General features: G+C 61.8%; 24 protein-coding genes. 13 read left to right on the top strand and 11 right to left on the bottom strand.

The window, feature by feature from the left end:
* Positions 1 to 156 precede the first annotated feature (156 nt).
* Positions 157 to 606: a surface-adhesin E family protein gene (locus AC1D11_RS01680; protein ID WP_477649272.1), complete on the top strand. Its 450-nt coding sequence runs from the start codon at positions 157 to 159 to the stop codon at positions 604 to 606.
* Positions 607 to 726: 120 nt separating this feature from the next.
* Positions 727 to 1,377 (top strand): FHA domain-containing protein, encoded by a 651-nt coding sequence (locus tag AC1D11_RS01675; RefSeq protein ID WP_477649271.1) that lies wholly within the window; start codon positions 727 to 729, stop codon positions 1,375 to 1,377.
* Between the two features lie 38 nt (positions 1,378 to 1,415).
* Here AC1D11_RS01675 and AC1D11_RS01670 read toward each other — a convergent pair whose 3' ends face one another.
* A complete protein-coding gene (locus AC1D11_RS01670) occupies positions 1,416 to 2,186 on the bottom strand; it encodes a PDDEXK family nuclease (RefSeq protein ID WP_477649270.1) in 771 nt (256 codons plus the stop codon).
* Between the two features lie 262 nt (positions 2,187 to 2,448).
* On the opposite strand from AC1D11_RS01670, the gene AC1D11_RS01665 reads away from it, so the two are divergent.
* Positions 2,449 to 2,808 (top strand): translation initiation factor Sui1, encoded by a 360-nt coding sequence (locus AC1D11_RS01665; RefSeq protein WP_477649269.1) that lies wholly within the window; start codon positions 2,449 to 2,451, stop codon positions 2,806 to 2,808.
* A 2-nt stretch (positions 2,809 to 2,810) separates the two neighbouring features.
* On the top strand, positions 2,811 to 3,020 hold the full coding sequence (locus AC1D11_RS01660) for a DUF3820 family protein (RefSeq protein WP_477649268.1): 210 nt from the start codon (positions 2,811 to 2,813) through the stop codon (positions 3,018 to 3,020).
* Between the two features lie 8 nt (positions 3,021 to 3,028).
* Here AC1D11_RS01660 and AC1D11_RS01655 read toward each other — a convergent pair whose 3' ends face one another.
* Positions 3,029 to 3,433 carry a RidA family protein gene (locus AC1D11_RS01655; protein ID WP_477649267.1) on the bottom strand — a complete coding sequence of 135 codons (405 nt, stop codon included), beginning with the start codon at positions 3,431 to 3,433 and terminating at the stop codon, positions 3,029 to 3,031.
* A gap of 151 nt (positions 3,434 to 3,584) precedes the next feature.
* Here AC1D11_RS01655 and AC1D11_RS01650 point away from each other — a divergent pair, with 151 nt between their 5' ends.
* Both AC1D11_RS01650 and AC1D11_RS01645 read left to right on the top strand, forming a co-directional pair.
* Positions 3,585 to 4,517: a LysR family transcriptional regulator gene (locus AC1D11_RS01650; RefSeq protein ID WP_477650888.1), complete on the top strand. Its 933-nt coding sequence runs from the start codon at positions 3,585 to 3,587 to the stop codon at positions 4,515 to 4,517.
* 54 nt (positions 4,518 to 4,571) lie between these two features.
* Complete coding sequence (locus AC1D11_RS01645; RefSeq protein ID WP_477649265.1) at positions 4,572 to 4,808, top strand: hypothetical protein; 237 nt, start codon at positions 4,572 to 4,574, stop codon at positions 4,806 to 4,808.
* A 6-nt stretch (positions 4,809 to 4,814) separates the two neighbouring features.
* Here the strand turns inward: AC1D11_RS01645 and AC1D11_RS01640 are convergent, their stop codons facing one another.
* On the bottom strand, positions 4,815 to 6,863 hold the full coding sequence (locus AC1D11_RS01640; RefSeq protein ID WP_477649277.1) for an oxidoreductase: 2,049 nt from the start codon (positions 6,861 to 6,863) through the stop codon (positions 4,815 to 4,817).
* A 413-nt stretch (positions 6,864 to 7,276) separates the two neighbouring features.
* Between AC1D11_RS01640 and AC1D11_RS01635 the strand changes: the two genes are divergently transcribed.
* Both AC1D11_RS01635 and xth read left to right on the top strand, forming a co-directional pair.
* Positions 7,277 to 7,525: a hypothetical protein gene (locus AC1D11_RS01635; RefSeq protein ID WP_457278734.1), complete on the top strand. Its 249-nt coding sequence runs from the start codon at positions 7,277 to 7,279 to the stop codon at positions 7,523 to 7,525.
* A 21-nt stretch (positions 7,526 to 7,546) separates the two neighbouring features.
* Positions 7,547 to 8,452 carry an exodeoxyribonuclease III gene (gene xth / locus AC1D11_RS01630; RefSeq protein WP_477649264.1) on the top strand — a complete coding sequence of 302 codons (906 nt, stop codon included), beginning with the start codon at positions 7,547 to 7,549 and terminating at the stop codon, positions 8,450 to 8,452.
* A 65-nt stretch (positions 8,453 to 8,517) separates the two neighbouring features.
* Here xth and AC1D11_RS01625 read toward each other — a convergent pair whose 3' ends face one another.
* Entirely contained in the window at positions 8,518 to 9,570 is a 1,053-nt protein-coding gene (locus tag AC1D11_RS01625) for a quinone-dependent dihydroorotate dehydrogenase (protein WP_477649263.1), read from the bottom strand.
* 112 nt (positions 9,571 to 9,682) lie between these two features.
* Here AC1D11_RS01625 and rpiA point away from each other — a divergent pair, with 112 nt between their 5' ends.
* The gene (gene rpiA / locus AC1D11_RS01620; protein ID WP_477649262.1) at positions 9,683 to 10,354 is read left to right on the top strand and encodes a ribose-5-phosphate isomerase RpiA; all 672 of its coding nucleotides are present in this window, start codon (positions 9,683 to 9,685) and stop codon (positions 10,352 to 10,354) included.
* A 75-nt stretch (positions 10,355 to 10,429) separates the two neighbouring features.
* Here the strand turns inward: rpiA and AC1D11_RS01615 are convergent, their stop codons facing one another.
* From AC1D11_RS01615 to AC1D11_RS01605, 3 genes are all read right to left on the bottom strand, one after another.
* A complete protein-coding gene (locus tag AC1D11_RS01615) occupies positions 10,430 to 11,092 on the bottom strand; it encodes a glutaredoxin family protein (RefSeq protein ID WP_477649261.1) in 663 nt (220 codons plus the stop codon).
* Between the two features lie 52 nt (positions 11,093 to 11,144).
* Positions 11,145 to 13,217 (bottom strand): M3 family metallopeptidase, encoded by a 2,073-nt coding sequence (locus AC1D11_RS01610; RefSeq protein ID WP_477649260.1) that lies wholly within the window; start codon positions 13,215 to 13,217, stop codon positions 11,145 to 11,147.
* A gap of 117 nt (positions 13,218 to 13,334) precedes the next feature.
* Positions 13,335 to 13,811, bottom strand: coding sequence for a YhbY family RNA-binding protein (locus AC1D11_RS01605; protein WP_477649259.1), 477 nt, complete (start codon positions 13,809 to 13,811; stop codon positions 13,335 to 13,337).
* Between the two features lie 42 nt (positions 13,812 to 13,853).
* Between AC1D11_RS01605 and AC1D11_RS01600 the strand changes: the two genes are divergently transcribed.
* The 4 genes from AC1D11_RS01600 (at position 13,854) to glmM (ending at position 19,163) form a co-directional block, all read left to right on the top strand.
* A complete protein-coding gene (locus tag AC1D11_RS01600; protein WP_457278728.1) occupies positions 13,854 to 14,612 on the top strand; it encodes an RlmE family RNA methyltransferase in 759 nt (252 codons plus the stop codon).
* A gap of 130 nt (positions 14,613 to 14,742) precedes the next feature.
* Positions 14,743 to 16,665, top strand: coding sequence for an ATP-dependent zinc metalloprotease FtsH (gene ftsH / locus AC1D11_RS01595; protein ID WP_457278727.1), 1,923 nt, complete (start codon positions 14,743 to 14,745; stop codon positions 16,663 to 16,665).
* Between the two features lie 194 nt (positions 16,666 to 16,859).
* The gene (gene folP, locus AC1D11_RS01590; RefSeq protein ID WP_477649257.1) at positions 16,860 to 17,717 is read left to right on the top strand and encodes a dihydropteroate synthase; all 858 of its coding nucleotides are present in this window, start codon (positions 16,860 to 16,862) and stop codon (positions 17,715 to 17,717) included.
* Between the two features lie 114 nt (positions 17,718 to 17,831).
* Positions 17,832 to 19,163, top strand: a complete 1,332-nt coding sequence (glmM, locus tag AC1D11_RS01585; protein ID WP_477649256.1) for a phosphoglucosamine mutase — start codon at positions 17,832 to 17,834, stop codon at positions 19,161 to 19,163.
* Between the two features lie 85 nt (positions 19,164 to 19,248).
* On the opposite strand, the gene AC1D11_RS01580 is transcribed toward glmM, so the two are convergent.
* From AC1D11_RS01580 to AC1D11_RS01565, 4 genes are read right to left on the bottom strand one after another with little or no spacing between them, the layout of a single operon-like run.
* Entirely contained in the window at positions 19,249 to 19,854 is a 606-nt protein-coding gene (locus AC1D11_RS01580; RefSeq protein ID WP_477649255.1) for a DUF6151 family protein, read from the bottom strand.
* Positions 19,855 to 19,883: 29 nt separating this feature from the next.
* Positions 19,884 to 20,393 (bottom strand): hypothetical protein, encoded by a 510-nt coding sequence (locus AC1D11_RS01575; RefSeq protein WP_477649254.1) that lies wholly within the window; start codon positions 20,391 to 20,393, stop codon positions 19,884 to 19,886.
* Positions 20,386 to 20,685, bottom strand: a complete 300-nt coding sequence (locus tag AC1D11_RS01570; RefSeq protein ID WP_477651417.1) for a DUF705 domain-containing protein — start codon at positions 20,683 to 20,685, stop codon at positions 20,386 to 20,388. The genes AC1D11_RS01575 and AC1D11_RS01570 overlap by 8 nt, the downstream gene beginning before the upstream one ends.
* 54 nt (positions 20,686 to 20,739) lie before the next feature.
* Positions 20,740 to 21,225, bottom strand: coding sequence for a hypothetical protein (locus AC1D11_RS01565; RefSeq protein WP_477649252.1), 486 nt, complete (start codon positions 21,223 to 21,225; stop codon positions 20,740 to 20,742).
* Positions 21,226 to 21,279 lie beyond the last annotated feature (54 nt).

The raw sequence follows: 21,279 nt of genomic DNA, 5'->3' as shown, positions 1-21,279 counted from the left end.
ACAGGGCCTTTCGACGCGCGCCTGCTACGGGTTGGGAAACAGTTGCAACAGAAAGTTTGTTGCGTCAGGATTAAACTGGCTGTGCAGACAATGGACTGCGGAAGTGACAGTTTGTGGTGAAGTGACAGTGGGTGGAGGAAGGAAGAAAAAAGTCATATGAAGAAATTAGCCATCGTTTTCGGGGCCCTGGTGTCCGGGGTTTCCCTGTGGGCCGCGCCTGCCGCCCCCACCACATGGTTTACCGTGACGGGTGACCCGGGCGACCCGGCCGTCAATACCATTGAGGTAGACCCGACCCCCATTGCCGCCAACGGCGACATGCGGGCCATGCAGGTGCGCGTGAGCCGCGCGCTGCAACGCACCAGCTGGGACGGCGTGCCTTACCGTTCGTATGTTTCCACGGTGCTCTTTGACTGCGTCGACAAAAGCGCCAAGTACGTCACGCTGGCGTTTTACGTGCAGCCCTTGTGGAAGGGCGAGCCGTACAAAACGGTCACTTACCCCAACGAAGTGGTGCGTCCCATGGAGTTCCGCGACGTGACGCCCAACCCGACCCAGCGCATCATTCGCGCTGCATGCGAAACCGGCAAAATTACCACCAACTAGCGGCCATGTGGCGGCGCCGGCGGGTTGTGCCCCGCTTGTGCCTTTAGGGCGCTCGGGCTACGATGGTTTGCCGCTTACGCATTGGGCGTGTCCGGCGACTATCTTGAAGAAGGGTCTTGCATGCCGCAACTCATTGCAACGGTCGAAGGCGTCGAAATCAAGCACGTGTACCTGACGAACGACCGCACCACGCTGGGCCGCAGGCCCTACAACGACATCATCTTTGACAACCTGGTGGTCAGCGGTGAGCACTGCGTGTTCCTGCTGAAAGGCCTTGCGGACGTGTACCTTGAAGACCTGGGCAGCACCAACGGCACCTACCTCAACGGCCACATGGTCAAGTCGCGTGAGCTGCTGCACGACAACGACATCATCAATATCGGCAACTTCCGCATCCAGTACCTGGCCACCTCGCGGCACGAAGAAGAAGCACCGCGCGAACATCAAACCACCGCCATGGCGCTGGACGCGCTGGGCCTGCCCGGCACCAGCGGCACGATGCACGCGAGCCTGAAGGTGTTGTCGGGTTCGTCAGCGGGGCTGGAGGTGCCGGTGGTCAAGGCCGTCACCACCTTCGGCCAGCCCGGGGTGGCCGTGGTGTCGATATCGCACCGGCGCGACGGCTACTACGTGGCGCACATGGACGGCGAAAAACCGCCGACCTGCAACGGCAAACCGATCGGCATGAAAGCGATTCCGCTGGCCCACCACGACATACTGAATCTGGCCGGAACCGAGATGGAGTTTTTACTCAAGAGCGCCGAGGCCTGAGCGGGCCGGTGGGATCGTGCAGGCTGGTGCAGGTTCGCTTAGATGGTCGAGCTGCTGATGCTGGTGGCGGGGTAGCCCAAGGGCTTGCGCGAACTCCGTGAACTGTAAGAAGGCGGCTCACCGGCCAGGCGCCAGGCAAAGGCCCGCGCCAGCGCCTTCAGCTTGAGCGTGGACTTCAAATGCAGCGGCGTCATACCGGTGCGGGTCAGGTCCGATGCGTTGCTGGACACGCGTGACAGGCGGCGCTGCTCCAGCGCTGTGACGGGTTTGCGGGGCATGGCTGAGCGTGGCGTCTTTTTGATCGCCGCCTGCGAGGCAGCAGCACCGGTGAATTTTTCGCGCAGCAGCGTGGCCTCGGGCCGCCGCTGGCTGTCCACAATCCAGTAGGGAATGCCGGCGCGGCCCAGCAGCTCGCGCTTGAAAGCATGCTTGCGGTCTGCAAGCTCGCCGCGCCCCAGCACATCGACGCAGCCCAGCACAGCGCCTTTGCGGTCGGCCACCGCGCAGGCAAAGCTCACGGTGCTCAGCAGCGCCTGCCAGTGCGCGTCGCCGCCGCGGCTGTTGGGTTCAATAAAGCCGGTAAAGGGCACCTTGATCAATACATGATGGTCCGGAAAAATGTCTGCCAGCCAGCGCCACACCGCGAGCTCGTCGCGGCTGGTCAGCGGCTTGCGGCGCAGTGCGTGGTTGCGCGCCACCTTCTTGCGGGCCGACACCACATGCGACAGCCAGCGTTCGTAGCCCAGCGCGCCCAGCGCCACGCTGCCTACAAAGATAAAAAAGCCGATCAGAAAAGAGGTGCCGGTCATGGTGCTGTCCTGGTGCTGGTACTGCGTTGATGTGCCGGGCCGATGCGCTGCCTGCTGTGATGTGGGTGTATGACCCTGAGTGGCTGCGCGGCTCTGGCTGAAAATCCCAGCCGTGTTTATAAGGTACATTTTTCACTTTTCGGCAATATGACCCAGAACATTTGTGAACGTTCGTATTAGGGCGTGCTGACCCGGCTGTGGTGACCACACTGCTGTGTGACCCGGCCAGAGCCGCTTTCCACGATCTCCCTCCTTAAGCTCCATGAAGAAACCCCCTGCCAGCAGCGGCCTTGTGTATTCCACCGATGCCGGACGCATGTGCCCCGGCTGCCGCCAGCCCGCTTCTGCCTGTACGTGCAAGCAGCAGGCCGCGCCCAAGGGCGACGGTGTGGTGCGCGTCATGCGTGAAAGCAAAGGCCGCGGCGGAAAAACCGTCACCGTCATCAAGGGCCTGCCGCTCGATGGATTGGCCCTGGCGCAGCTGGGCAAGCAGCTCAAAGCTGCCTGTGGTTCGGGCGGCACGGCCAAAGACGGCATCATTGAAGTGCAGGGCGACCATTGCGACACCGTCATGCAGGCCCTGCAAAAACAGGGTTACGCGCCCAAGCGGGCAGGCGGCTAGGCATGAAACCCGAAGACCTCCAGCTGCTGGTGACCCGCGAAATGCCTTTCGGCAAACACAAGGGCACGCTGATCGCCGACCTGCCCGGAAACTACCTCAACTGGTTCGCCCGCGAAGGTTTCCCCAAAAGCGAAATCGGCCGCCTGCTGCAGCTGATGCAGGAGATCGATCACAACGGGCTGAAGCCGCTGCTGGATCCGCTGCGGCGGTAGTCGGTCACTCAATCACCGCGAGACTCTGGAAGCTTCGCAATCACCTTGATCTCAAACTGAAAGCCATAGAGCCAGGTCACGCCGACACCTGTCAGCGTGGGGTGCGGTGCGTTGCCCCAGTAGTCGGGCACCACTTTCCAGGCCGTCTCGAACACCGATTCCGGATCCACCATGAAGACGGTGACGTCGACCACGTCGTCGAAGGTGCAGCCTGCGGCCTTGAGGATGGCGTTCAGGTTGTCGAAGGCGAGCCGGACCTGCGCCTCCAGGTCGGGCTCGGGAGAGCCGTCTTCGCGGCTGCCAACCTGCCCTGAAACGAACAGGAAGCCGTTGGACTTCACCGCCGGCGAATACCGGTTGCGTTCATAGAGGGCCTGGCGCCCGGGGGGAAAAACGACTTCACGCTGGGTCATAAAAATCTCCTTCACAAAGGGCCATGGTCGGCCCGTGGTTAACGATGAAAGAACTTTAGAACGCTGAGCCTTTCTGATAAACCGGCAAGGCCAACCATCACTGTTCGTAAAATCCAAACAATCATCAACGTCAACGTATCTGGGAGCAGAGATGGACCGTTTCGATGCAATGCAGGCATTCGCCCGCGTGGTGGAAGCCGGCAGCTTCACCAAGGCGGCCGAGACACTCCATATGAGCAAGACCAGCGTGACGCAGTTGGTGCAGCAACTGGAAGCGCGGCTGCGGGTCAAGCTGCTCAACCGGACCACACGCAAGGTCAATGTCACTGCCGATGGCGCTGCCTACTATGACCGGGTGGTGCGCGTCCTGGCCGAGGTGGACGATGCCGAGACCAGCCTGTCCAGCGCGTCAGCGTCGCCCAGGGGCCGGCTGCGGGTTGATGTACCCAGCCCCCTGGCCCGCATGATCCTGGTGCCGGCCTTGCCGGAATTTCATGCGCGCTACCCTGAGATTCAGCTCGACATGGGTGTCAGCGACCGCATGGTGGACCTGATCGGCGACAACGTGGACTGCGTCGTGCGCGGCGGCGAACTGACCGATCAGTCGCTGATGGCCCGCAAGGTGGGTGACCTGCAGTTGGGGGTATACGCCGCCCCGGCCTATCTGGAGCGCGCGGGCACACCGTTGCATCCGCGAGAGCTGGAAGACACGCATCACCGCATCGTGGGTTTCCTGTGGGCGCGCACCGGCAAGGCTTTTCCGTACGCCATGCACTGCAAGGGCGAGAGCATCAAGGTGCAAGGCCGGCACCTGTTCGCATTTGATGACGGCAATGCCTATCTCGCGGCCGGGCTGGCGGGCCTGGGAGTTCTCTGGCTGCCCGACTACATGGCGAAGGCGCACCTGGCTGGCGGTGAACTGGTGCCCCTGTTCAAGGGTTGGCGCCTTGACCCGATGCCTTTGTACGTAGCCTTTGCGCCGAACCGGCATGTCAGCGCCAAACTGCGCGTGTTCATCGAGTGGATTGCCGGGCTGATGGCGCAGCATGCGCCTGTTGCTGGCCCGCGTGACAGAAAAACATGACTCCGCCATGGAAATTCCATCGGCGATATATTCATTTCATTCAAGGAGTTCTCAATGGCCAATCTTCGCCAAGCCCTGGTTCACATGCGCTCGGGGCGCTGGACCGAGGCACACACGATTGTGCAGAGTGATGAGTCGCAACTGGGCGCCTGGCTGCACGGCATCCTGCATGTACAGGAAGGCGACCTGGGGAATGCCGAGTACTGGTACGGCCAGGCCCGCCGGGATTTCAGCAGCCGTGGAACGCTGGATGAAGAGATGGACCGCTTTGAGGCAGGGCTGCCCAAATAAGCGTGATTACACCATCGCCGCCAGCCGCGTCCCCTGGTCAATCGCGCGTTTGGCATCGAGTTCGCTGGCTTCGTCTGCGCCGCCAATCAGGTGTGTCTTGACGCCGGCCGCGCGCAGCGGCTCCAGCAGTTCGCGCAAGGGTTCTTGCCCGGCGCACAGCACGATGTTGTCGACCGCCAGCACGGTGCCGTCCTGCCGTTTTTCGCCGAAGGTGATGAAGAGGCTGAGGCCTGAGCCTCCTTCATTCTCACCAATGCGTTCATAGTTGACGCCTGAAAGCATTTCGACGTTTTTCATCTTTAGCGCAGCACGGTGGATCCAGCCGGTGGTCTTGCCCAGGCCTGCGCCCAGCTTGCCGGGTTTGCGCTGCAGCAGGGTGACATGGCGCGCCGGCGGCGTGACCTGCGGGCGCACGACGCCGCCGCGCACTTCGCCGGGATCGGCTACGCCCCATTCGGCGAGCCAGGCGGGCAGGTCGAGTGCGGTGGAGTGGCCGGCGGGTGTGACGAGAAACTCGGCGACGTCAAAGCCGATGCCGCCTGCGCCTATGAGCGCGACGCGCTCGCCCACGGGCTGGCGGCCCAGCAGCACATCGATATAGCTGAGCACTTTGGGGTGGTCTTGCCCGGGAATGCGCGGGTTGCGCGGCGTGACGCCGGTGGCCAGCACAACTTCGTCAAACTTCTGTGCGATGAGGTCGGCCGCCGAGATGCGGGTGTTCAGGTGCAGCTTCACGCCGGTGCCGGTGATGCGCTGGCCGAAGTAGCGCAGGGTTTCTTCGAACTCTTCCTTGCCGGGCACGCGCTTGGCGAGGTTGAACTGGCCGCCGATTTTGTCGGCAGCGTCATACAAATCCACACTGTGGCCGCGCAGGGCCAGTGTGGTGGCGGCGGCCAGACCCGCGGGGCCCGCGCCTATGACGGCAACGCGTTTTTTGGCGGGAGCGATGCGAATGACAAGTTCGGTTTCATGCCCGGCGCGCGGGTTGACCAGGCAACTTGCCAGCTTGGCCTGGAAGGCGTGGTCCAGGCATGCCTGGTTGCAGGCGATGCAGGTGTTGATCTCGTCGCGGCGGCCCTGCGCGGCCTTGTTGACGAACTCGGGGTCGGCCAGGAAGGGGCGGGCCATGCTGACCATGTCGGCGCTGCCGTCGGCCAGTACCTGTTCGGCCACTTCGGGCATGTTCAGGCGGTTGCTGGTGATGACGGGAATCGTGATGCCGGCGGCGCGCAAATCGGTGCGCAGTTTTTTGGTGACCCAGGTGAAGGCGCCGCGTGGTACTGACGTCGCGATTGTCGGCACACGCGCCTCATGCCAGCCGATGCCGCTATTGATGAGCGTGGCGCCGGCGGCTTCCACGGCTTTGGCCAGCAGCACGACTTCTTCCCAGCTGCTGCCGCCGGGGATCAGGTCGATCATCGAGAGGCGGTAGATGATGATGAAGTCAGGCCCTACGGCTTCGCGCGTGCGGCGCACGATCTCCACGGCCACGCGCATGCGGTTGCCATAGCTGCCGCCCCACTCGTCGGTGCGCTGGTTGGTGTGGGTGACGAGGAACTGGTTGATGAAGTAGCCTTCGCTGCCCATGATCTCGACGCCGTCGTAGCCGGCATCGCGGGCCAGCATGGCGCAGCGGATGAAGGCGCGGATCTGCCGCTCGACACCGCCGGAGCTAAGCTCGCGCGGGGTGAAGGGCGAGATCGGGCTCTGGATGCGCGAGGGCGCGACGCACAGCGGGTGGTAGCCGTAGCGGCCGGTGTGCAGGATTTGCAGGGCAATCTTGCCGCCTTCGGCGTGCACGGCGTCGGTGACTTGTTTGTGGCGGCGCGCCGCGCCGGAGCTGGCGAGCATGCCAGCGAAGGGTTTGGTCCAGCCGGCAATGTTGGGCGCAAAGCCGCCGGTAACCATCAGGCCCACACCGCCGCGCGCACGCTCGGCAAAGTAGGCGGCCATGGCGGGGAAGTGTTTGCGGCCGTCTTCGAGGCCGGTGTGCATGCTGCCCATCAGCACGCGGTTTTTCAGCGTGGTGAAGCCCAGGTCCAGCGGTGCGAGCAGGTGGGGGTAGGGCGAAGTGGGGTCGAGGGAAAAAGAAGAAGACGCAAAGGAAGGGGGCGTCGTCGCCGAAGTGGGGGTCGCGGCCAAGGCAGGTCTCCTGTCAAAACTGCCTGCATGGTAGTCGCTGCAGGGCCGGCGGCACAGCGGGCCGGGTACTCTAGGGGACAGGCTCTACCGTATCTGCGGGCTAACCCTGAGCGGCGCCACCGCGAGCCGGGTGTCATCTATTTGCTATTGATTTAATAGCTGCTTGCGCTCGTCCTGATTGGATTTAAGGCTGTTTTTGCTTGACAGGGGCCTGGGATGCCAGGTGCCTGCCGATGTGGGTATACCGGAGTACGACCTTGGGGTGTTGTCCGACACTCGCCCGCTGCCGGTGCTGGTACTTTGAAGTTTCGATTTCTGGAGCACCCATGGCAAAAACCAACACCAGCCCGACACGCGCCAAGACCGGCGAAGGCGCGACGGTGCCGCATCCTCCACACAGCGAGCCGGATGATGAGGCTGATGGCAACGATGCCAGTACCTTGATTGAAAACCCGGTGAAGCCCGGAAAGGCCGGCAAGCTCAAGCAGCACAGCTTTCCTGACGGCGGGGGCAGCGGCGGCGCCGAGGCTTTCCGGCGCGGGCCGGGCCGGGGCAAGCCCTCACCCGGCGTTTAACCGGCGTTTGATCGGGGCCTGATGAAGCTCGCGACCTTTAACGTCAACGGCATCAAGACGCGGCTTCCGCAGTTGCTGGACTGGTTGGCCAAAGAGTCGCCCGACGTGGTCTGCCTCCAGGAACTAAAAGCGCTGGACGGCGTGTTTCCCCAGGCCGAGCTGCGGGAAGCGGGTTACAGCGCTTTATGGAAAGGCCAGCGGTCATGGAACGGCGTGGCGATTCTGGCCAAGGGTGAGGCGCCGGTTGAAATACGCCGTGAACTGCCCGGCGATGCAGCGGACGACCACAGCCGTTACCTGGAAGCCGCAGTGGACGGAATCATCGTGGCCTGCCTGTACCTGCCCAACGGCAACCCGCAGCCCGGCCCCAAGTTTGATTACAAGCTGGCCTGGTTTGAGCGCCTGCAGAGGCACGCGGCGGGGCTTTATGCGTCCGGGCACCCGGTGGCGCTGGCAGGTGACTTCAACGTGATCCCGACCGACATGGACGTGTACAACCCCAAGTCATGGAAGCGCGACGCGCTGATGCAGCCCGAAAGCCGGGCTGCCTATGAAAAGCTGTTGGGGCAAGGGTGGGTAGACAGCCTTCGGCATTTGCACCCGCAAGCGCGCATCTACACCTTCTGGGACTATTTCCGCCAGCACTGGCAGCGCAACGCGGGCTTGCGCATCGACCACATCCTGCTGAACGCTGAACTGGCGCCGCGCCTGAAAGCGGCCGGGGTAGACAGCTGGGTGCGCGGGCAGGAACATGCCAGCGACCATGCGCCGGTGTGGGTGGAGCTGGGGGCGGCGCGTAAAGCTGTGGGCGCGGTGAAGAAAGCGGCCAAAGCGGCGGCCGTACCCCGCAAATCAGTGGGGAAGACCGTCGGGAAGAGAGCTGCAACGGCAGGCAGGACCTCCATGCGGCCCAAAAAGGCTTCGTGAGCCGATGCCGCTACCTTGATGATCTGCTATTAATTAAATAGCTGCTTGCGCCCGTCCGTATTGGTCTACCGGCTTTTTTTGATCGCAAGTGCGGCGTCGGTCACCAGTTCGGGGCCTTTGTAGATCAGGCCGGTGTAGATCTGCACGACGTCGGCGCCGGCCCTGATCTTGGAGACGGCATCCGCGCCGCTCATGATGCCGCCCACGCCGATGATGGGAAAACTTTTACCGAGTGCCGCGCGCAGCTGGCCGATGACGCGGTTGCTGGCCTCAAGCACCGGGGCACCACTCAGGCCGCCGGCCTCTTCGGCATGGCGCATGCCCTTCACGGCGTCGCGGCTCAATGTGGTGTTGGTGGCGACGACGCCGTCCATGGCGTGGCGCTTGAGCGTGGCGGCAATCACATCGACCTGGGCTTCATCGAGGTCGGGCGCGATCTTCACAAAAATCGGCACGCGCTTGCCGTGCTGTTGGGCCAGGGTCTCGCGGCGTTCGGCGATGCGGCCGAGCAGGGCGTCCAGGGCTTCGTCACTTTGCAGGGCGCGCAGGTTTTTGGTGTTGGGGCTGGAGATGTTGACGGTGACGTAGTCGGCGTGCGGGTAGACGCCGTCCAGGCAGGTCAGGTAGTCGTCCACCGCGTTTTCAATCGGCGTCGCGGCATTCTTGCCGATGTTCAGGCCCAGCAGCAGGGTGTTTTGCGCGCCTTGCTTGCGCACGCTGGAGCGCTGCACATTGGCCAGAAAAGCGGCCAGCCCGTCGTTGTTGAAACCCAGGCGGTTGATCAGCGCGTTGGCCTCGGTCAGGCGGAACATGCGCGGCTTGGGGTTGCCCGGCTGGCCCAGAGGGGTGACGGTGCCCACTTCGACAAAGCCAAAACCCATGGCAGCCAGGCCGTCGATGCAGCGGGCGTTTTTATCAAGCCCCGCGGCCAAACCCACACGGTTGGCAAATTTCAGGCCGGCCAGCTCGATCGGGTCGCTGACCCGGTTGCCGCAATACGCCAGCGACAGCGGCGTGCCCTGGGTGCGCGCCAGCGAAGCCATGGTCAACTCGTGGGCGGTTTCGGGGTCAAGCCCAAATAAAAAGGGGCGGGCCAGGGCGTAGGGGAGCAGGGACATTGGATAATTCGGTGCAGGTGGCTAAGAAATGGCCCGGTGTACTGAACCCGGGCAAGAGCCCTGATTGTCGCAAAACCTGTTTTACCTTCCCGATCACATCCCCAACACTCCCATGACCCAAGACGAACTCAAAACCCTGGTCGGCCAGGCGGCCCTGCACTATGTCGAGGAAGGCAGCATTGTGGGGGTGGGCACCGGCTCGACCGTGAACAAATTCATTGACGCACTGGCCACCATGAAGGGGCGCATTGCCGGTGCGGTGTCGAGCTCAGTCGCCTCGACGGAACGCCTGCAGGCGCTGGGCATCAAGGTGTTTGATGCGACGGAGGTGGACGAGCTGGCGGTGTACATCGACGGTGCGGACGAAATCGACAACGCGGGTTATATGGTCAAGGGCGGCGGTGCGGCGCTGACGCGTGAAAAGATCGTGGCGGCCCAGTCGCGCAAGTTTGTCTGCATTGCCGACGAGTCCAAGCTGGTGCAGGTGCTGGGCAGCTTTCCGCTGCCGGTTGAGGTGATTCCGATGGCAGCCAGGCGCGTTGCGCGGCAGTTTGCGGCCATGGGCGGCACGGCCAACCTGCGGCTCAAGGACGGCAAGCCGCTGGTCACCGACAACGGCCAGCACATCCTGGACGTGACCGGCCTGAAGCTGGCCGATCCGCTGGGTTTTGAGTCGCAGGTCAACCAGTGGCCGGGCGTGGTGACGGTGGGGGTGTTCGCCCACCAGAAGGCGCATGTCTGCCTGCTGGGTGCTCCGGGTGGGGTGAAGACGCTGGTGTTCTAGGCGCTTCTCCAGGCCCGGAAAGCAGAACGCCGGGCTTGTACCCGGCGTTTTGCGTTTCAGAACCAGCCTGGATACCTAGAACTTGATGCCGGCTGGGTTGCTGACATTTGGCGGGGGCGCTGCTGGGGCAGCCGGCGCGCGAGGCGCAGCGTTTGCGGCAGGAGTAGCCGTTGTGGCCGGCTTGTTCACCGCAACCAGGGGAGCAGCCGGGGGATTCCGATAACCGGCCGGCAATGCGGAACTTGCCGGATAGCCTGCCGCATTCAGGAACTGTGTCCATTCTGCATCCGAGAACCCCTTGAGTTGCTGGCTGCCTATGGTCAGGAAGGGCAGGGGTGCGTCGCTACTCATTCGTTGCAGGGCTTCAAGGTCCTCATTGGTGTTGACGGTTTTTTCGCTGAACGGGATACCCCGGTTCGTCAGCATGGCGCGAGCGGACCCGCAGGGCGCACATTTGTCGGCGGTGTAGAGCGTGACCGGGAATTTAGTGGCGGCCTGCCGCAATTCGAAGGGAAAACCGGATGCTCCGCTGCCTGCACCTGGGGTGCCTGCGCTGATCTTGCCGGCGCTTGCCGTGGGCGGTGGCTGGTCCGAGAAGGTTACCTTGCCGTCAGGCCCCACGATGCGGTAGACCTGCTGCGCGTGCGACGGCAGCGCCATAAAAACAAGGCTTCCGCCAAACAGCAGCATGGCCAGCAGGGCGTTGGGAGAGAAGGACCTAACAGCTTTTGATTTCATGGTTTCCCCAGTCAGTCTTGAAATTGAATTGAAGTGGCTCGGCTCAGGTGTTTCAAGCCATACCCTGGTGGCGCATCAGCGCGTCCAGCGTTGGCTCGCGGCCCCGGAAGGCCTTGAATGATTCCATGGCCGGGCGGCTGCCCCCTGCTTCCAGGATGGCTTGCCGGTATTTTCGGCCGGTTTCTACATTAACGGTTCCGGGCCCGGCACCGGTGTCAGTGTTTGTACCCGGATCGCCGGCCGCGGGAATGGCGGATTCTTCAAAAGCCGCGTACGCGTCGGCAGACAGGACTTCGGCCCACTTGTAGCTGTAATAGCCGGCTGCATAACCACCGGAAAAAATGTGACTGAATGTATGCGCAGTACGGCTGTAAGCTGGGGCCGTAATGACGGCAACTTCCTGGCGCACCTCGTTCAGTAGATCCATCAGGTTGTCGGCCGGGTTGTGAGAGGTGTGCAGCAGCATGTCGAACAGCGAGAACTCAACCTGGCGCAGGGTCTGCATGCCGCTCTGGAAGTTCTTGGCGGCCAGCATCTTGTCGAACAGCTCGCGCGGCAGGGAGGCGCCGGTGTCCACGTGGGCCGTCATGTGCTTGAGCACGTCCCACTCCCAGCAGAAGTTTTCCATGAACTGGCTGGGCAGCTCGACGGCATCCCACTCGACACCGCTGATGCCGGAAACGTCCCGTTCGTTGACCTGGGTGAGCATGTGGTGCAGCCCGTGGCCGAACTCATGGAACAGCGTGGTCACGTCGTCGTGCGTGAGCAGGGCCGGTTTGCCGCCCACGCCTTCGGCGAAGTTGCAGACGAGGTGCGCCACCGGGGTTTGCAGCTGGCCGTTGTCGGGGCGTAGCCAGCGGGCGCGCACATCGTCCATCCAGGCGCCGCCGCGTTTGCCGGTGCGGGCGGGCTGGTCCAGATAGAACTGGCCCACCAGCTGGCCGTTGCGTTCGATACGGAAAAACTCTACGCCGGGCTTCCACACGGGTGCCGAGTCCTTGCGGATGGCGACTTCAAACAGGGTTTCGACGATCCTGAAGAGGCCTGCCAGCACCTTGGGGGCGGTGAAGTACTGTTTGACTTCCTGTTCACTGAAAGCGTAGCGCGCTTCCTTGAGTTTTTCGCCGATGTAGGCGTAGTCCCAGGCTTGCGGGTCAGGCAGGCCCAGCTGGCTGGTGGCAAAGGTGCGCAGGTCTGCGACGTCTTTTTCTGCATAGGGTCGGGCGCGCCGGGCAAGGTCACGCAAAAACGTGATGACTTCGCCGGGGGATTTGGCCATCTTGGCGACCACGGATACCTCGCCGAAATTACGGTAGCCCAGCAGTTTTGCCTCTTCGAGGCGCAGCGCAAGGATTTCTTTCATGATGGCGCTGTTGTCGAATTTGCTGAATTCGGGTGCAGCCTGGTCGCTGGCACGGGTGGTGTAGGCCTTGTAGAGGGTCTCCCGCAGTTTGCTGCTGGTGGCGAACTGCATGACCGGCAGGTAGCTCGGCATTTTCAGGCTGAGGCGGTAGCCGGCCTTGCCTTCGGTTTCGGCCTGGCTGCGTGCGTTCTGGAGCACATCGGCGGGAATGCCGGCGACTTCGGCCTCCGTGGCGTAGTAGGCAAAAGCGTCGGTGGCGTCCAGTGCGTTTTCGCTGAATTTCTGGCTCAGCTCGGCCTGGCGTTCCTGGATCTCGGCAAAACGGTCGCGGTCTGCGCCCTTCAGTTCCGCGCCCGACAGCACAAAGTTGCGGATGGCATTTTTGTGCGCCTGGCGCTGCTCGGTGTTCAGGGTGGCCACGTCGATGGCTTTGTATTTGGCGTAAAGGCGCTCATCGGCGCCCAGGCGGGTCCAGAACTCGGTCACGCGCGGCAGGGCGGCGTTGTAGGCTGCGCGCAGCTCGGGCGTGTCGGCCACGCCATTGAGGTGGCTAACGGCACCCCAGGCGCGGCCCAGGTTCTCGGTGGCTACGTCCAGCACGCCGGCGATGCCGCTCCAGGAGGCCGGAAAATCCGCTGCCGTGACCTGCTCAAGGGCGCTTTCGGCCCTGGCCAGCAGCTCGTCGAGGGCTGGCGCCACATGTTCGGGCTGAATCCGGTCAAACAGGGGAAGGTCGGAAAAATCGAGAAGGGGATTGGTCATGACGTACAGCTGTGGGCGAAAGTCTCGAATCTAAAGGCCTGGGGCTACCGGGCCAGGAAGAATGTGCATGTCAGGGCACTCTCGGGGCAATTAGCCCGTACCTTGCGGGCGGGAAATTCAGCCCTGCGCACTCTTCTTGGCGCTTTTCAGCTGGGGCTTTTTGGCGCGCTTGACCGTGCCGCCGGGCGTGAGGCGCTGGTTGCCGAGCACGCGCAGGGTTTTGACTTCGGGGCGCTGGCCGTAGCGGGAGCTGTTTTTCAGTACCTTGACATCACGGGGGCCGGGCATGCGGTCTTCATTGACCTTCTTTTCCTTTTCCGGCATGGGGCGCCACAGCACCAGCAGCTTGCCGATGTGCTGGATGGGGGCGGCGTTGAGTTCATCTGCCAGGGCCTGGAAAATTGCTTCGCGGCCGGTGCGGTCGTCCGATTGAACCCGCACCTTGATGAGGCCGTGCGCGTTCAGGGCCGCGTCGGTTTCTTTCTTGACGGCAGCGGTCAGGCCATCGGAGCCGATCATCACCACTGCGTTCAGGTGATGGGCATCGGCGCGGTGATCCTTGCGCTGGGCGGGGGTAAGTTGTATTTGAGCCATGACCCAATTATCGGGGGAGTCGGGAAGAGGACAATAGACCCCATGAAAGTAAATGCCAAGACCGACTTCAAACCCGGCACCCAGACCGACGCGAAGGCCGCTGCCAAAGCCGTATCGAAAGCCAGCGCGAAAGGGAAAAAGGTCAACAAGGCGTGGTTGCACGACCACATCAACGATCCCTACGTCAAGCTGGCCCAGAAAGAGGGCTACCGGGCCCGGGCTGCTTACAAATTGAAGGAAATTGACGAAACCTTCGGCCTGATCCGGCCGGGCGACTGTGTGGTCGACCTGGGCAGCACGCCCGGGGCATGGAGCCAGTACGTGAGGCGCAAGCTGTCGCCCACAGGCGCGGCGGCGGGGGAGCTCAATGGCCGCATCATCGGGCTGGACCTGCTGCCCATGGAGCCGATCGAGGGGGTGACTTTTATCCAGGGCGACTTCCGTGAGGCGGAGGTGCTGCAGAAGCTGGAGCAGGCGCTGGCCTCGTCCGAAGGGCAGATCCGGGTGGATCTTGTGATCTCCGACATGGCGCCCAACCTGTCGGGTATCGAGTCGGCCGATGCCGCCCGCATTGCCCACCTGATAGAGCTGGCTGTGGAATTTGCCCAGAACCGGATGAAACCGGACGGCACCCTGGTGGTGAAGCTCTTTCACGGCAGCGGCTACGATCAGCTCGTGAAGCTTTTCAAGGACACCTTCAAGACGGTCAAGCCCCTGAAACCCAAGGCCTCGCGTCCCGGGTCGTCGGAGATTTTCCTGATTGGCAGAGGACTTAAAAGGCGCGCTGACGCTGCACAATGAGTGTGATACGGTGGCAAAAATCACCTAAACCCGCTTCAAACATGGGGCTGGCAGGGGATTACGCGGTTTTTGCCCTTGAAACGCCTAAAATCAGGCGCATGTGACTTTTGTTCTTATACCGGAGTAGTCCTTGAACAATCAGTGGTTTTCCAAAATTGCAATCTGGCTGGTTATCGCCATGGTGCTGTTTACCGTATTCAAGCAATTTGATCCACGCGGTAGCGCCGGCTCCAACTACCTGGGTTACTCCGAATTCCTGGAAGAGGTGCGCGGCAAGCGAATCAAGCAGGCCACCATTGCCGAAGGCCAGGGAGGCACCGAGATTTCCGCCACCACGGTGGACGATCGCAAGGTCCGCACCACCGCAACCTACCTTGACCGTGGCCTCGTCGGCGACCTGATCGCCAACGACGTGAAGTTTGACGTCAAGCCCCGCGAAGAAACCTCCCTGCTCACGTCCCTGCTGATCAGCTGGGGCCCCATGCTGCTGCTGATCGGCGTGTGGATTTATTTCATGCGGCAGATGCAGGGCGGCGGCAAGGGCGGGGCTTTCAGCTTCGGTAAATCCAAGGCGCGCCTGCTCGATGAATCCACCAATCCGGTGACTTTTGCCGACGTGGCGGGCTGCGACGAGGCCAAGGAAGAAGTCAAGGAAGTGGTCGACTTCCTGAAAGATCCTGCCAAATTCCAGAAACTGGGCGGCCGCATTCCGCGTGGTTTGCTGCTGGTTGGCCCTCCGGGCACCGGTAAAACCCTGCTGGCCAAGAGTATTGCCGGCGAAGCCAAGGTTCCGTTTTTCTCGATTTCCGGCTCTGACTTCGTTGAAATGTTCGTCGGTGTGGGTGCATCGCGTGTGCGCGACATGTTCGACAACGCCAAGAAAAACGCACCCTGCATCATCTTCATCGATGAAATCGACGCAGTCGGCCGCCAGCGCGGCGCGGGCCTGGGCGGCGGCAATGACGAACGCGAGCAGACCCTGAACCAGATGCTGGTCGAGATGGATGGTTTTGAAACCAATGTCGGTGTGATCGTGGTGGCTGCCACCAACCGTCCCGACATCCTGGACGCCGCCTTGCTTCGCCCCGGCCGTTTTGACCGCCAGGTCTATGTGACGCTGCCCGATATCCGCGGCCGCGAGCAGATCCTGAATGTGCACATGCGCAAGGTTCCACTCGGCCAGGATGTGAGCCCCGGGGTCATCGCCCGCGGCACGCCCGGCATGTCGGGCGCTGACCTGGCCAACCTGTGCAACGAAGCTGCCCTGATGGCTGCACGCCGCAACGCGCGCACCGTCGAGATGCAGGACTTCGAAAAAGCCAAAGACAAGATACTGATGGGCCCCGAGCGCAAGAGCATGGTCATGCCTGAAGAAGAGCGCCGCAACACGGCCTACCACGAGTCCGGTCACGCGCTGCTCGGCAAGATGCTGCCGAAGTGCGATCCGGTTCACAAGGTCACCATCATTCCGCGCGGTCGTGCGCTGGGCGTGACCATGAGCCTTCCGGCGCAGGACCGCTACAGCTATGACCGCGAGTACATGCTGAGCCAGATCAGCATGCTGTTTGGCGGCCGTATTGCCGAAGAAGTCTTCATGAACCAGATGACCACGGGCGCCAGCAACGACTTTGAACGTGCCACAGCGCTGGCCCGCGACATGGTCACCCGCTACGGCATGACCGAGGCCCTGGGCCCCATGGTGTACGCGGAAAATGAAGGCGAAGTGTTTTTGGGCCGTTCGGTCACCAAGACCAACAACATGAGCGAGTCGACCCTGCAAAAGGTGGACGGCGAAGTACGCCGCATCATCGACCAGCAGTACGCCCAGGCGCGCAAGCTGATCGAGGACAACCAGGACAAGATGCATGCCATGGCCAAGGCCTTGCTCGAATGGGAAACCATTGACGGCGACCAGCTTGACGACATCATGGCCGGCAAGGAACCCCGGCCGCCCAAGGACTGGACGCCGCGCAATTCGTCGGTAGGCGGCGGTAGCGGTCCCAGCGGCGGTACACCTGCTGTCAGTACCGATCCGGCACCTACGGTAGCCTGATTCCTCCACAAGCATGAAGACGACTGCCAGGCAGTCATCACAACCGGGGCCAGTCCCCGGTTTTTTCATGGTGGAGAACATGGCTCCTGTGCTTGCCACTTTGTGCGACTTCGGCAATGCACCGTTCCTTGCGCAGTATTGCATTGCGTACCGGCCTGTGGTTTAACCCTTCGTTCGTTTCGGGACATCCATCCATGATCTGGCAAACCTCCCGCTTTCAGATTGACCTGTCAAAGCCGCGCGTCATGGGTATCGTCAATGCCACGCCAGATTCATTTTCAGATGGGGGCAGGTATTTCACCCAGGGCGGCGGTTTTGCGGATGTCTTCGAGCACTGCGAGAAATTGATCCGGGATGGCGCCGACATGCTGGACATTGGCGGTGAATCAAGCCGGCCCGGCGCACCGCCCGTACCGCTGGAGGAAGAGCTTGAACGGGTGCTGCCGGTGGTTCGCCATGCGGTCAGCCTCGGTGTGCCGCTGTCGGTCGATACATACAAACCTGAAGTGATGCAGGCTGTGCTCGACCTGGGCGCCGATGTCATCAACGATATCTGGGCCCTGCGCAAGCCGGGTGCGGTGCAGGTGGTGGCGCAGCACCCGAATTGCGGTGTCTGCCTGATGCACATGCATCGCGAACCCCAGACCATGCAGGTTGCCCCCATGGAGGGCGATGTGGTACCGCAGGTGATGGCTTTTCTGGAAAGCGCTGCATCCGGCCTGCAGGCCGCTGGCGTTGATAAAACCCGCATCGTGCTGGATGTGGGGGTGGGTTTTGGCAAAACCGTGGTGCAGAATTTCGCGTTGCTCGCGCGCCAGCAGGAATTCCTCGCCGCCGGCTATCCGTTGCTGGCAGCCTGGTCGCGCAAATCGTCTTTGGCCGCAGTGACCAGCACCTCGCTTGCAACTGTCGCCCAGCTCGACGTGACCGATCGCATGGTGCCCAGCGTGGCGGCCGCCGTGCTGGCGGTGGATCGCGGTGCCCGTATCGTGCGAGTACATGATGTGCGCGAGACTGTGCAGGCCCTGAAGGTATGGATGGCAGCGCGCTAGCAGTTTTATCGCTATCCGGCAAAGATGGCGGCTTTGGCTGACAAAGGGCTGTACGGGGGCACCTAAAATAGGCCCCTGTTTCAAGAACAACAAGCTCCACAGGGACAAAACTCCATGACCAGAAAATACTTCGGCACCGACGGCATTCGCGGAACGGTGGGCCAGCCGCCCATCACGCCCGATTTTGTGCTGCGACTCGCGCACGCGGTCGGCCGGGTTCTTCGCAAGACCGAATCCCGCCCCACGGTACTGATCGGCAAGGACACCCGCATTTCGGGCTACATGCTGGAAAGCGCGCTGGAGTCCGGTTTCAACTCCGCCGGCGTCGATGTGGTGCTGCTCGGCCCCTTGCCTACGCCGGGTGTGGCCTACCTCACGCGGGCCCAGCGCGCCAGCCTGGGGGTCGTCATCAGCGCGAGCCACAACGCCTACCCTGACAACGGCATCAAGTTTTTCAGCGCGCAGGGCACCAAGCTCGATGATGCGTGGGAACTGGCCGTGGAAGCTGCGCTCGACGAGCCACCCGTCTGGGCTGATTCTGCGACTTTGGGCAAAGCCCGCCGTCTTGACGATGCGGCAGGGCGCTATACCGAATTTTGCAAAAGTACCTTTGCCAACGACCTGACGCTTCGCGGCCTGAAGATCGTGGTCGACGGCGCCCACGGTGCGGCCTATCACATCGCCCCCATGGTCTTTCATGAACTGGGCGCTGAAGTCATTGCCATCGGCTGCGCACCCGACGGCCTCAACATCAACCACGAAGTCGGTGCGACGCACCCCGAAGCGTTGATCGCCAAGGTCAAGGCCAGCAAGGCGGACTACGGCATTGCCCTGGACGGCGACGCCGACCGGCTGCAGATCGTGGACGCCGAAGGCCGGCTCTTCAACGGCGACGAGGTGCTGTACCTGATGGTCAACGAGCGGCTGGCGCGCGGCGAGAAAGTACCCGGCACCGTGGGCACCCTGATGACCAATATGGCCGTGGAAGTCGCGTTGAAAGCCAAAGGCGTGGAATTTGTACGCGCCAAGGTTGGCGACCGCTACGTGCTCGAGGAGCTTGAAAAACGCGGCTGGCTGCTGGGCGGCGAGGGTTCGGGCCACCTGCTGGCACTCGACAAGCACACCACCGGTGACGGCCTCATCAGCGCGCTGCAGGTGTTGCAGGCCTGTGTGCGAAGCAAAAAAACTTTGGCCCAGCTGCTGAGCGATGTGGTGTTGTTTCCGCAGACGTTGGTCAATGTGCGCCTCAAGCCCGACCAGGACTGGAAGAGCAGCAAACCCCTGGCCGATATGACCAAAACGGTGGAAGCCGAGTTGGGCAACACCGGGCGCCTGTTGATTCGTGCCAGTGGCACCGAGCCGCTGCTGCGTGTGATGGTCGAAGCGCGCGATGCGGCCCAAGCGAAAAGCTGCGCCGAGCGGGTGGCGGATACGGTGCGGTCCTGAGCGATTTATTCAAGAGAATAGTGGCTGTAACCCTTTAAGGTCGGGCGCAGGCAGCTATTAAATCTATAGCACCTCGTAAAACAGGCTAGGAAGCCACTACGGCCTCCATCAAGCGGGCCCGCTCTCCCGGCGTGAGCACCTTCGGCGATACGCGTGGCACCCCATCATCCGGGTTAAAGAAGGGCGTGATCTTGTAGCCGCCATTGAGCCTCGTGCGTATCAGTGTCGCCATGAACCGGAGAATGGACAGGGTGGTGCTGACCGGCATGGCTTTTGGCCTGCCTTTAGCGCTCTTCATGCCGACTTTCATGCGCACGGGGCCGAAAGCGCTGTCCAGACTGGTTGACGGATCTTTCAGGCAGTTGTGCAGCAGACCGACATGCGAAACCTTGAAGTCACGTGAGGTGTTGCCGATCGGCGTGTTGCAGCAACTCGCATACCAGCGCAACATGCCTCTGTCACTGAGTGACATGCAGGCGAGCGCCTCCCGGCCATGGGTGAAGGTGACGTGCTGGGGAAGCGTGGCGATCACATCCGATCCGCCCATTTCATCCAGAATCTCGCTGGCCTTGCCCAGGAAGTGCGCGTAAGCCTGGCAGTCCTTGCAGTAGCAAATACCCCGGCATACCGATTCGGGATGACTGACATGACCGCGGAGTGTGCCGCATTGGCAGCGCAAGGGGTGGTTCATGTGAGAGCCTTGTTTGATGGGTGAGCCATTCAACGCTCAGACGCGCGGAACCCCGAGTTCTTGTCTGGCAGGGTAGTCCGGTCAGTGCGCGTACGGTGTTTCCTGATGCCGATGAGTGCAATAGCTCCCGCGGCCTGTGTCGCAACCATGATCAGTGGGTAAAGCAGCCCGATACCGAGAGTCGCCACTATGAAACCGGCGCTGGGATAAAGAGTGGGTTCACGCTTGCAGTCTGCGTAAAGGGCCAGGACAAGGCCAAGCCCGGCCAGAATGAACGCGAACCAGGTCAACCAGACAACAGCGTTGGAGTCGTTCAGCGCAAACACGCCGCTTGGCCGGAATTCGGCAATATAGCTGCGTTCCTGCCGCACCATGCCCAGCCGGTTCAGCGCGTTCAATAGCTTACCCCCGAAGAGCACACCGCCGGCGCGATGAACGCACCACAAGGCAAGAAACAATGAGCAGGCGACGAGGGCCGACGCAAACGATAGTTTCCCCAAAGACACTCTTTTGCCGGCACCGAGCAATCGCTTAAGCATTCTCAGCCTGCGAAGGGTAGAGATGTTTGCAGAATCGCCACTCATGCACCGGCTGGTCATCAATGTAGGCTGTAGGTTTTGGCAGATAAGCTTCAAAACACTCGCTGATCCCTAGTTCGATGGCTGTGGTTCGGCAGTATTCAGCGCCTCCCGAGCTCCAGAGAAACAAAGTTGCGCCCTCGGACTTGAGGCGTTGAACTTGCGCAATCACAGCGGGCATTGGGATGCGCTTCGCGCCCACGGACCTGACCATGGTGTCATCGACATCTACAAAAATAATTTGGTGAGCCATGTCGTGTAGCCCTTTAAAACGCGCATCAGCGGCTGCGCGCATGGGTGATATGAATCACCAAAACTTCCACCACGGTTTCCCGGCGACTGAAATTTCCCCTGTGATCTTCTGCGCCGGCTTCCCGGTTGGGGCGGCACCCTTGGGTAATTTTTCTACACCTGCCGGCAACCCACTGGCACCATCCAGTTTTGTGATTCTCCAGCGGTTGATATCTGCGTGCTCGAACTCAATGTTGAAATTGAATTCGTGGTCCACGGTGAGCAGAAATACGCGAAAGGCCTTTTTGTTGTTCGCCGCCGCTTGCCTTAGCTGCTGGCCTAGTGCGAGCGATGTTTCATAAAGCGCGCTGTAGTCAAGCGCGCCAATGAGATGAACCTCGTTTTCCGTTTCGTAGGAGCCGTTGCAGCCACACTCCAGTTCGTTCGGCATTTGAAATCTGAGAAAACCCCTGCGCCAAGGCTCCCGTATTGATTGCAGAGTCTCAATGAAGGTCTTCGCGATCTCAATGATTAGTTCGCTTGCCCTGTCTTGGTTGTTCATCGCATTTCCAGTGACACCCTTGTATGGCATGGATATTACAGGCAAGCCCGTGCC

Source organism: Polaromonas sp. P1_E11, assembly GCF_056405995.1.
The sequence above is the reverse complement of the archived record's forward strand: the minus strand, read 5'-3'. Positions and strand labels throughout refer to the sequence as shown.

What these genes read in the sequence shown, in the direction of transcription:
- AC1D11_RS01565 (WP_477649252.1), bottom strand. Translation starts at nt 21,225, where the DNA reads ATGAACAACCAAGACAGGGCAAGCGAACTAATCATTGAGATCGCGAAG.
- AC1D11_RS01580 (WP_477649255.1), bottom strand. Translation starts at nt 19,854, where the DNA reads ATGAACCACCCCTTGCGCTGCCAATGCGGCACACTCCGCGGTCATGTC.
- AC1D11_RS01670 (WP_477649270.1), bottom strand. Translation starts at nt 2,186, where the DNA reads ATGACCGGCACCTCTTTTCTGATCGGCTTTTTTATCTTTGTAGGCAGC.
- AC1D11_RS01680 (WP_477649272.1), top strand. Translation starts at nt 157, where the DNA reads ATGAAGAAATTAGCCATCGTTTTCGGGGCCCTGGTGTCCGGGGTTTCC.
- AC1D11_RS01675 (WP_477649271.1), top strand. Translation starts at nt 727, where the DNA reads ATGCCGCAACTCATTGCAACGGTCGAAGGCGTCGAAATCAAGCACGTG.
- AC1D11_RS01605 (WP_477649259.1), bottom strand. Translation starts at nt 13,811, where the DNA reads ATGGCTCAAATACAACTTACCCCCGCCCAGCGCAAGGATCACCGCGCC.
- folP (WP_477649257.1), top strand. Translation starts at nt 16,860, where the DNA reads ATGATCTGGCAAACCTCCCGCTTTCAGATTGACCTGTCAAAGCCGCGC.
- AC1D11_RS01645 (WP_477649265.1), top strand. Translation starts at nt 4,572, where the DNA reads ATGGCCAATCTTCGCCAAGCCCTGGTTCACATGCGCTCGGGGCGCTGG.
- AC1D11_RS01650 (WP_477650888.1), top strand. Translation starts at nt 3,585, where the DNA reads ATGGACCGTTTCGATGCAATGCAGGCATTCGCCCGCGTGGTGGAAGCC.
- glmM (WP_477649256.1), top strand. Translation starts at nt 17,832, where the DNA reads ATGACCAGAAAATACTTCGGCACCGACGGCATTCGCGGAACGGTGGGC.
- AC1D11_RS01660 (WP_477649268.1), top strand. Translation starts at nt 2,811, where the DNA reads ATGAAACCCGAAGACCTCCAGCTGCTGGTGACCCGCGAAATGCCTTTC.
- AC1D11_RS01575 (WP_477649254.1), bottom strand. Translation starts at nt 20,393, where the DNA reads ATGCTTAAGCGATTGCTCGGTGCCGGCAAAAGAGTGTCTTTGGGGAAA.
- xth (WP_477649264.1), top strand. Translation starts at nt 7,547, where the DNA reads ATGAAGCTCGCGACCTTTAACGTCAACGGCATCAAGACGCGGCTTCCG.
- AC1D11_RS01615 (WP_477649261.1), bottom strand. Translation starts at nt 11,092, where the DNA reads ATGAAATCAAAAGCTGTTAGGTCCTTCTCTCCCAACGCCCTGCTGGCC.
- AC1D11_RS01635 (WP_457278734.1), top strand. Translation starts at nt 7,277, where the DNA reads ATGGCAAAAACCAACACCAGCCCGACACGCGCCAAGACCGGCGAAGGC.
- AC1D11_RS01570 (WP_477651417.1), bottom strand. Translation starts at nt 20,685, where the DNA reads ATGGCTCACCAAATTATTTTTGTAGATGTCGATGACACCATGGTCAGG.
- rpiA (WP_477649262.1), top strand. Translation starts at nt 9,683, where the DNA reads ATGACCCAAGACGAACTCAAAACCCTGGTCGGCCAGGCGGCCCTGCAC.
- AC1D11_RS01625 (WP_477649263.1), bottom strand. Translation starts at nt 9,570, where the DNA reads ATGTCCCTGCTCCCCTACGCCCTGGCCCGCCCCTTTTTATTTGGGCTT.
- AC1D11_RS01610 (WP_477649260.1), bottom strand. Translation starts at nt 13,217, where the DNA reads ATGACCAATCCCCTTCTCGATTTTTCCGACCTTCCCCTGTTTGACCGG.
- AC1D11_RS01665 (WP_477649269.1), top strand. Translation starts at nt 2,449, where the DNA reads ATGAAGAAACCCCCTGCCAGCAGCGGCCTTGTGTATTCCACCGATGCC.
- AC1D11_RS01600 (WP_457278728.1), top strand. Translation starts at nt 13,854, where the DNA reads ATGAAAGTAAATGCCAAGACCGACTTCAAACCCGGCACCCAGACCGAC.
- AC1D11_RS01655 (WP_477649267.1), bottom strand. Translation starts at nt 3,433, where the DNA reads ATGACCCAGCGTGAAGTCGTTTTTCCCCCCGGGCGCCAGGCCCTCTAT.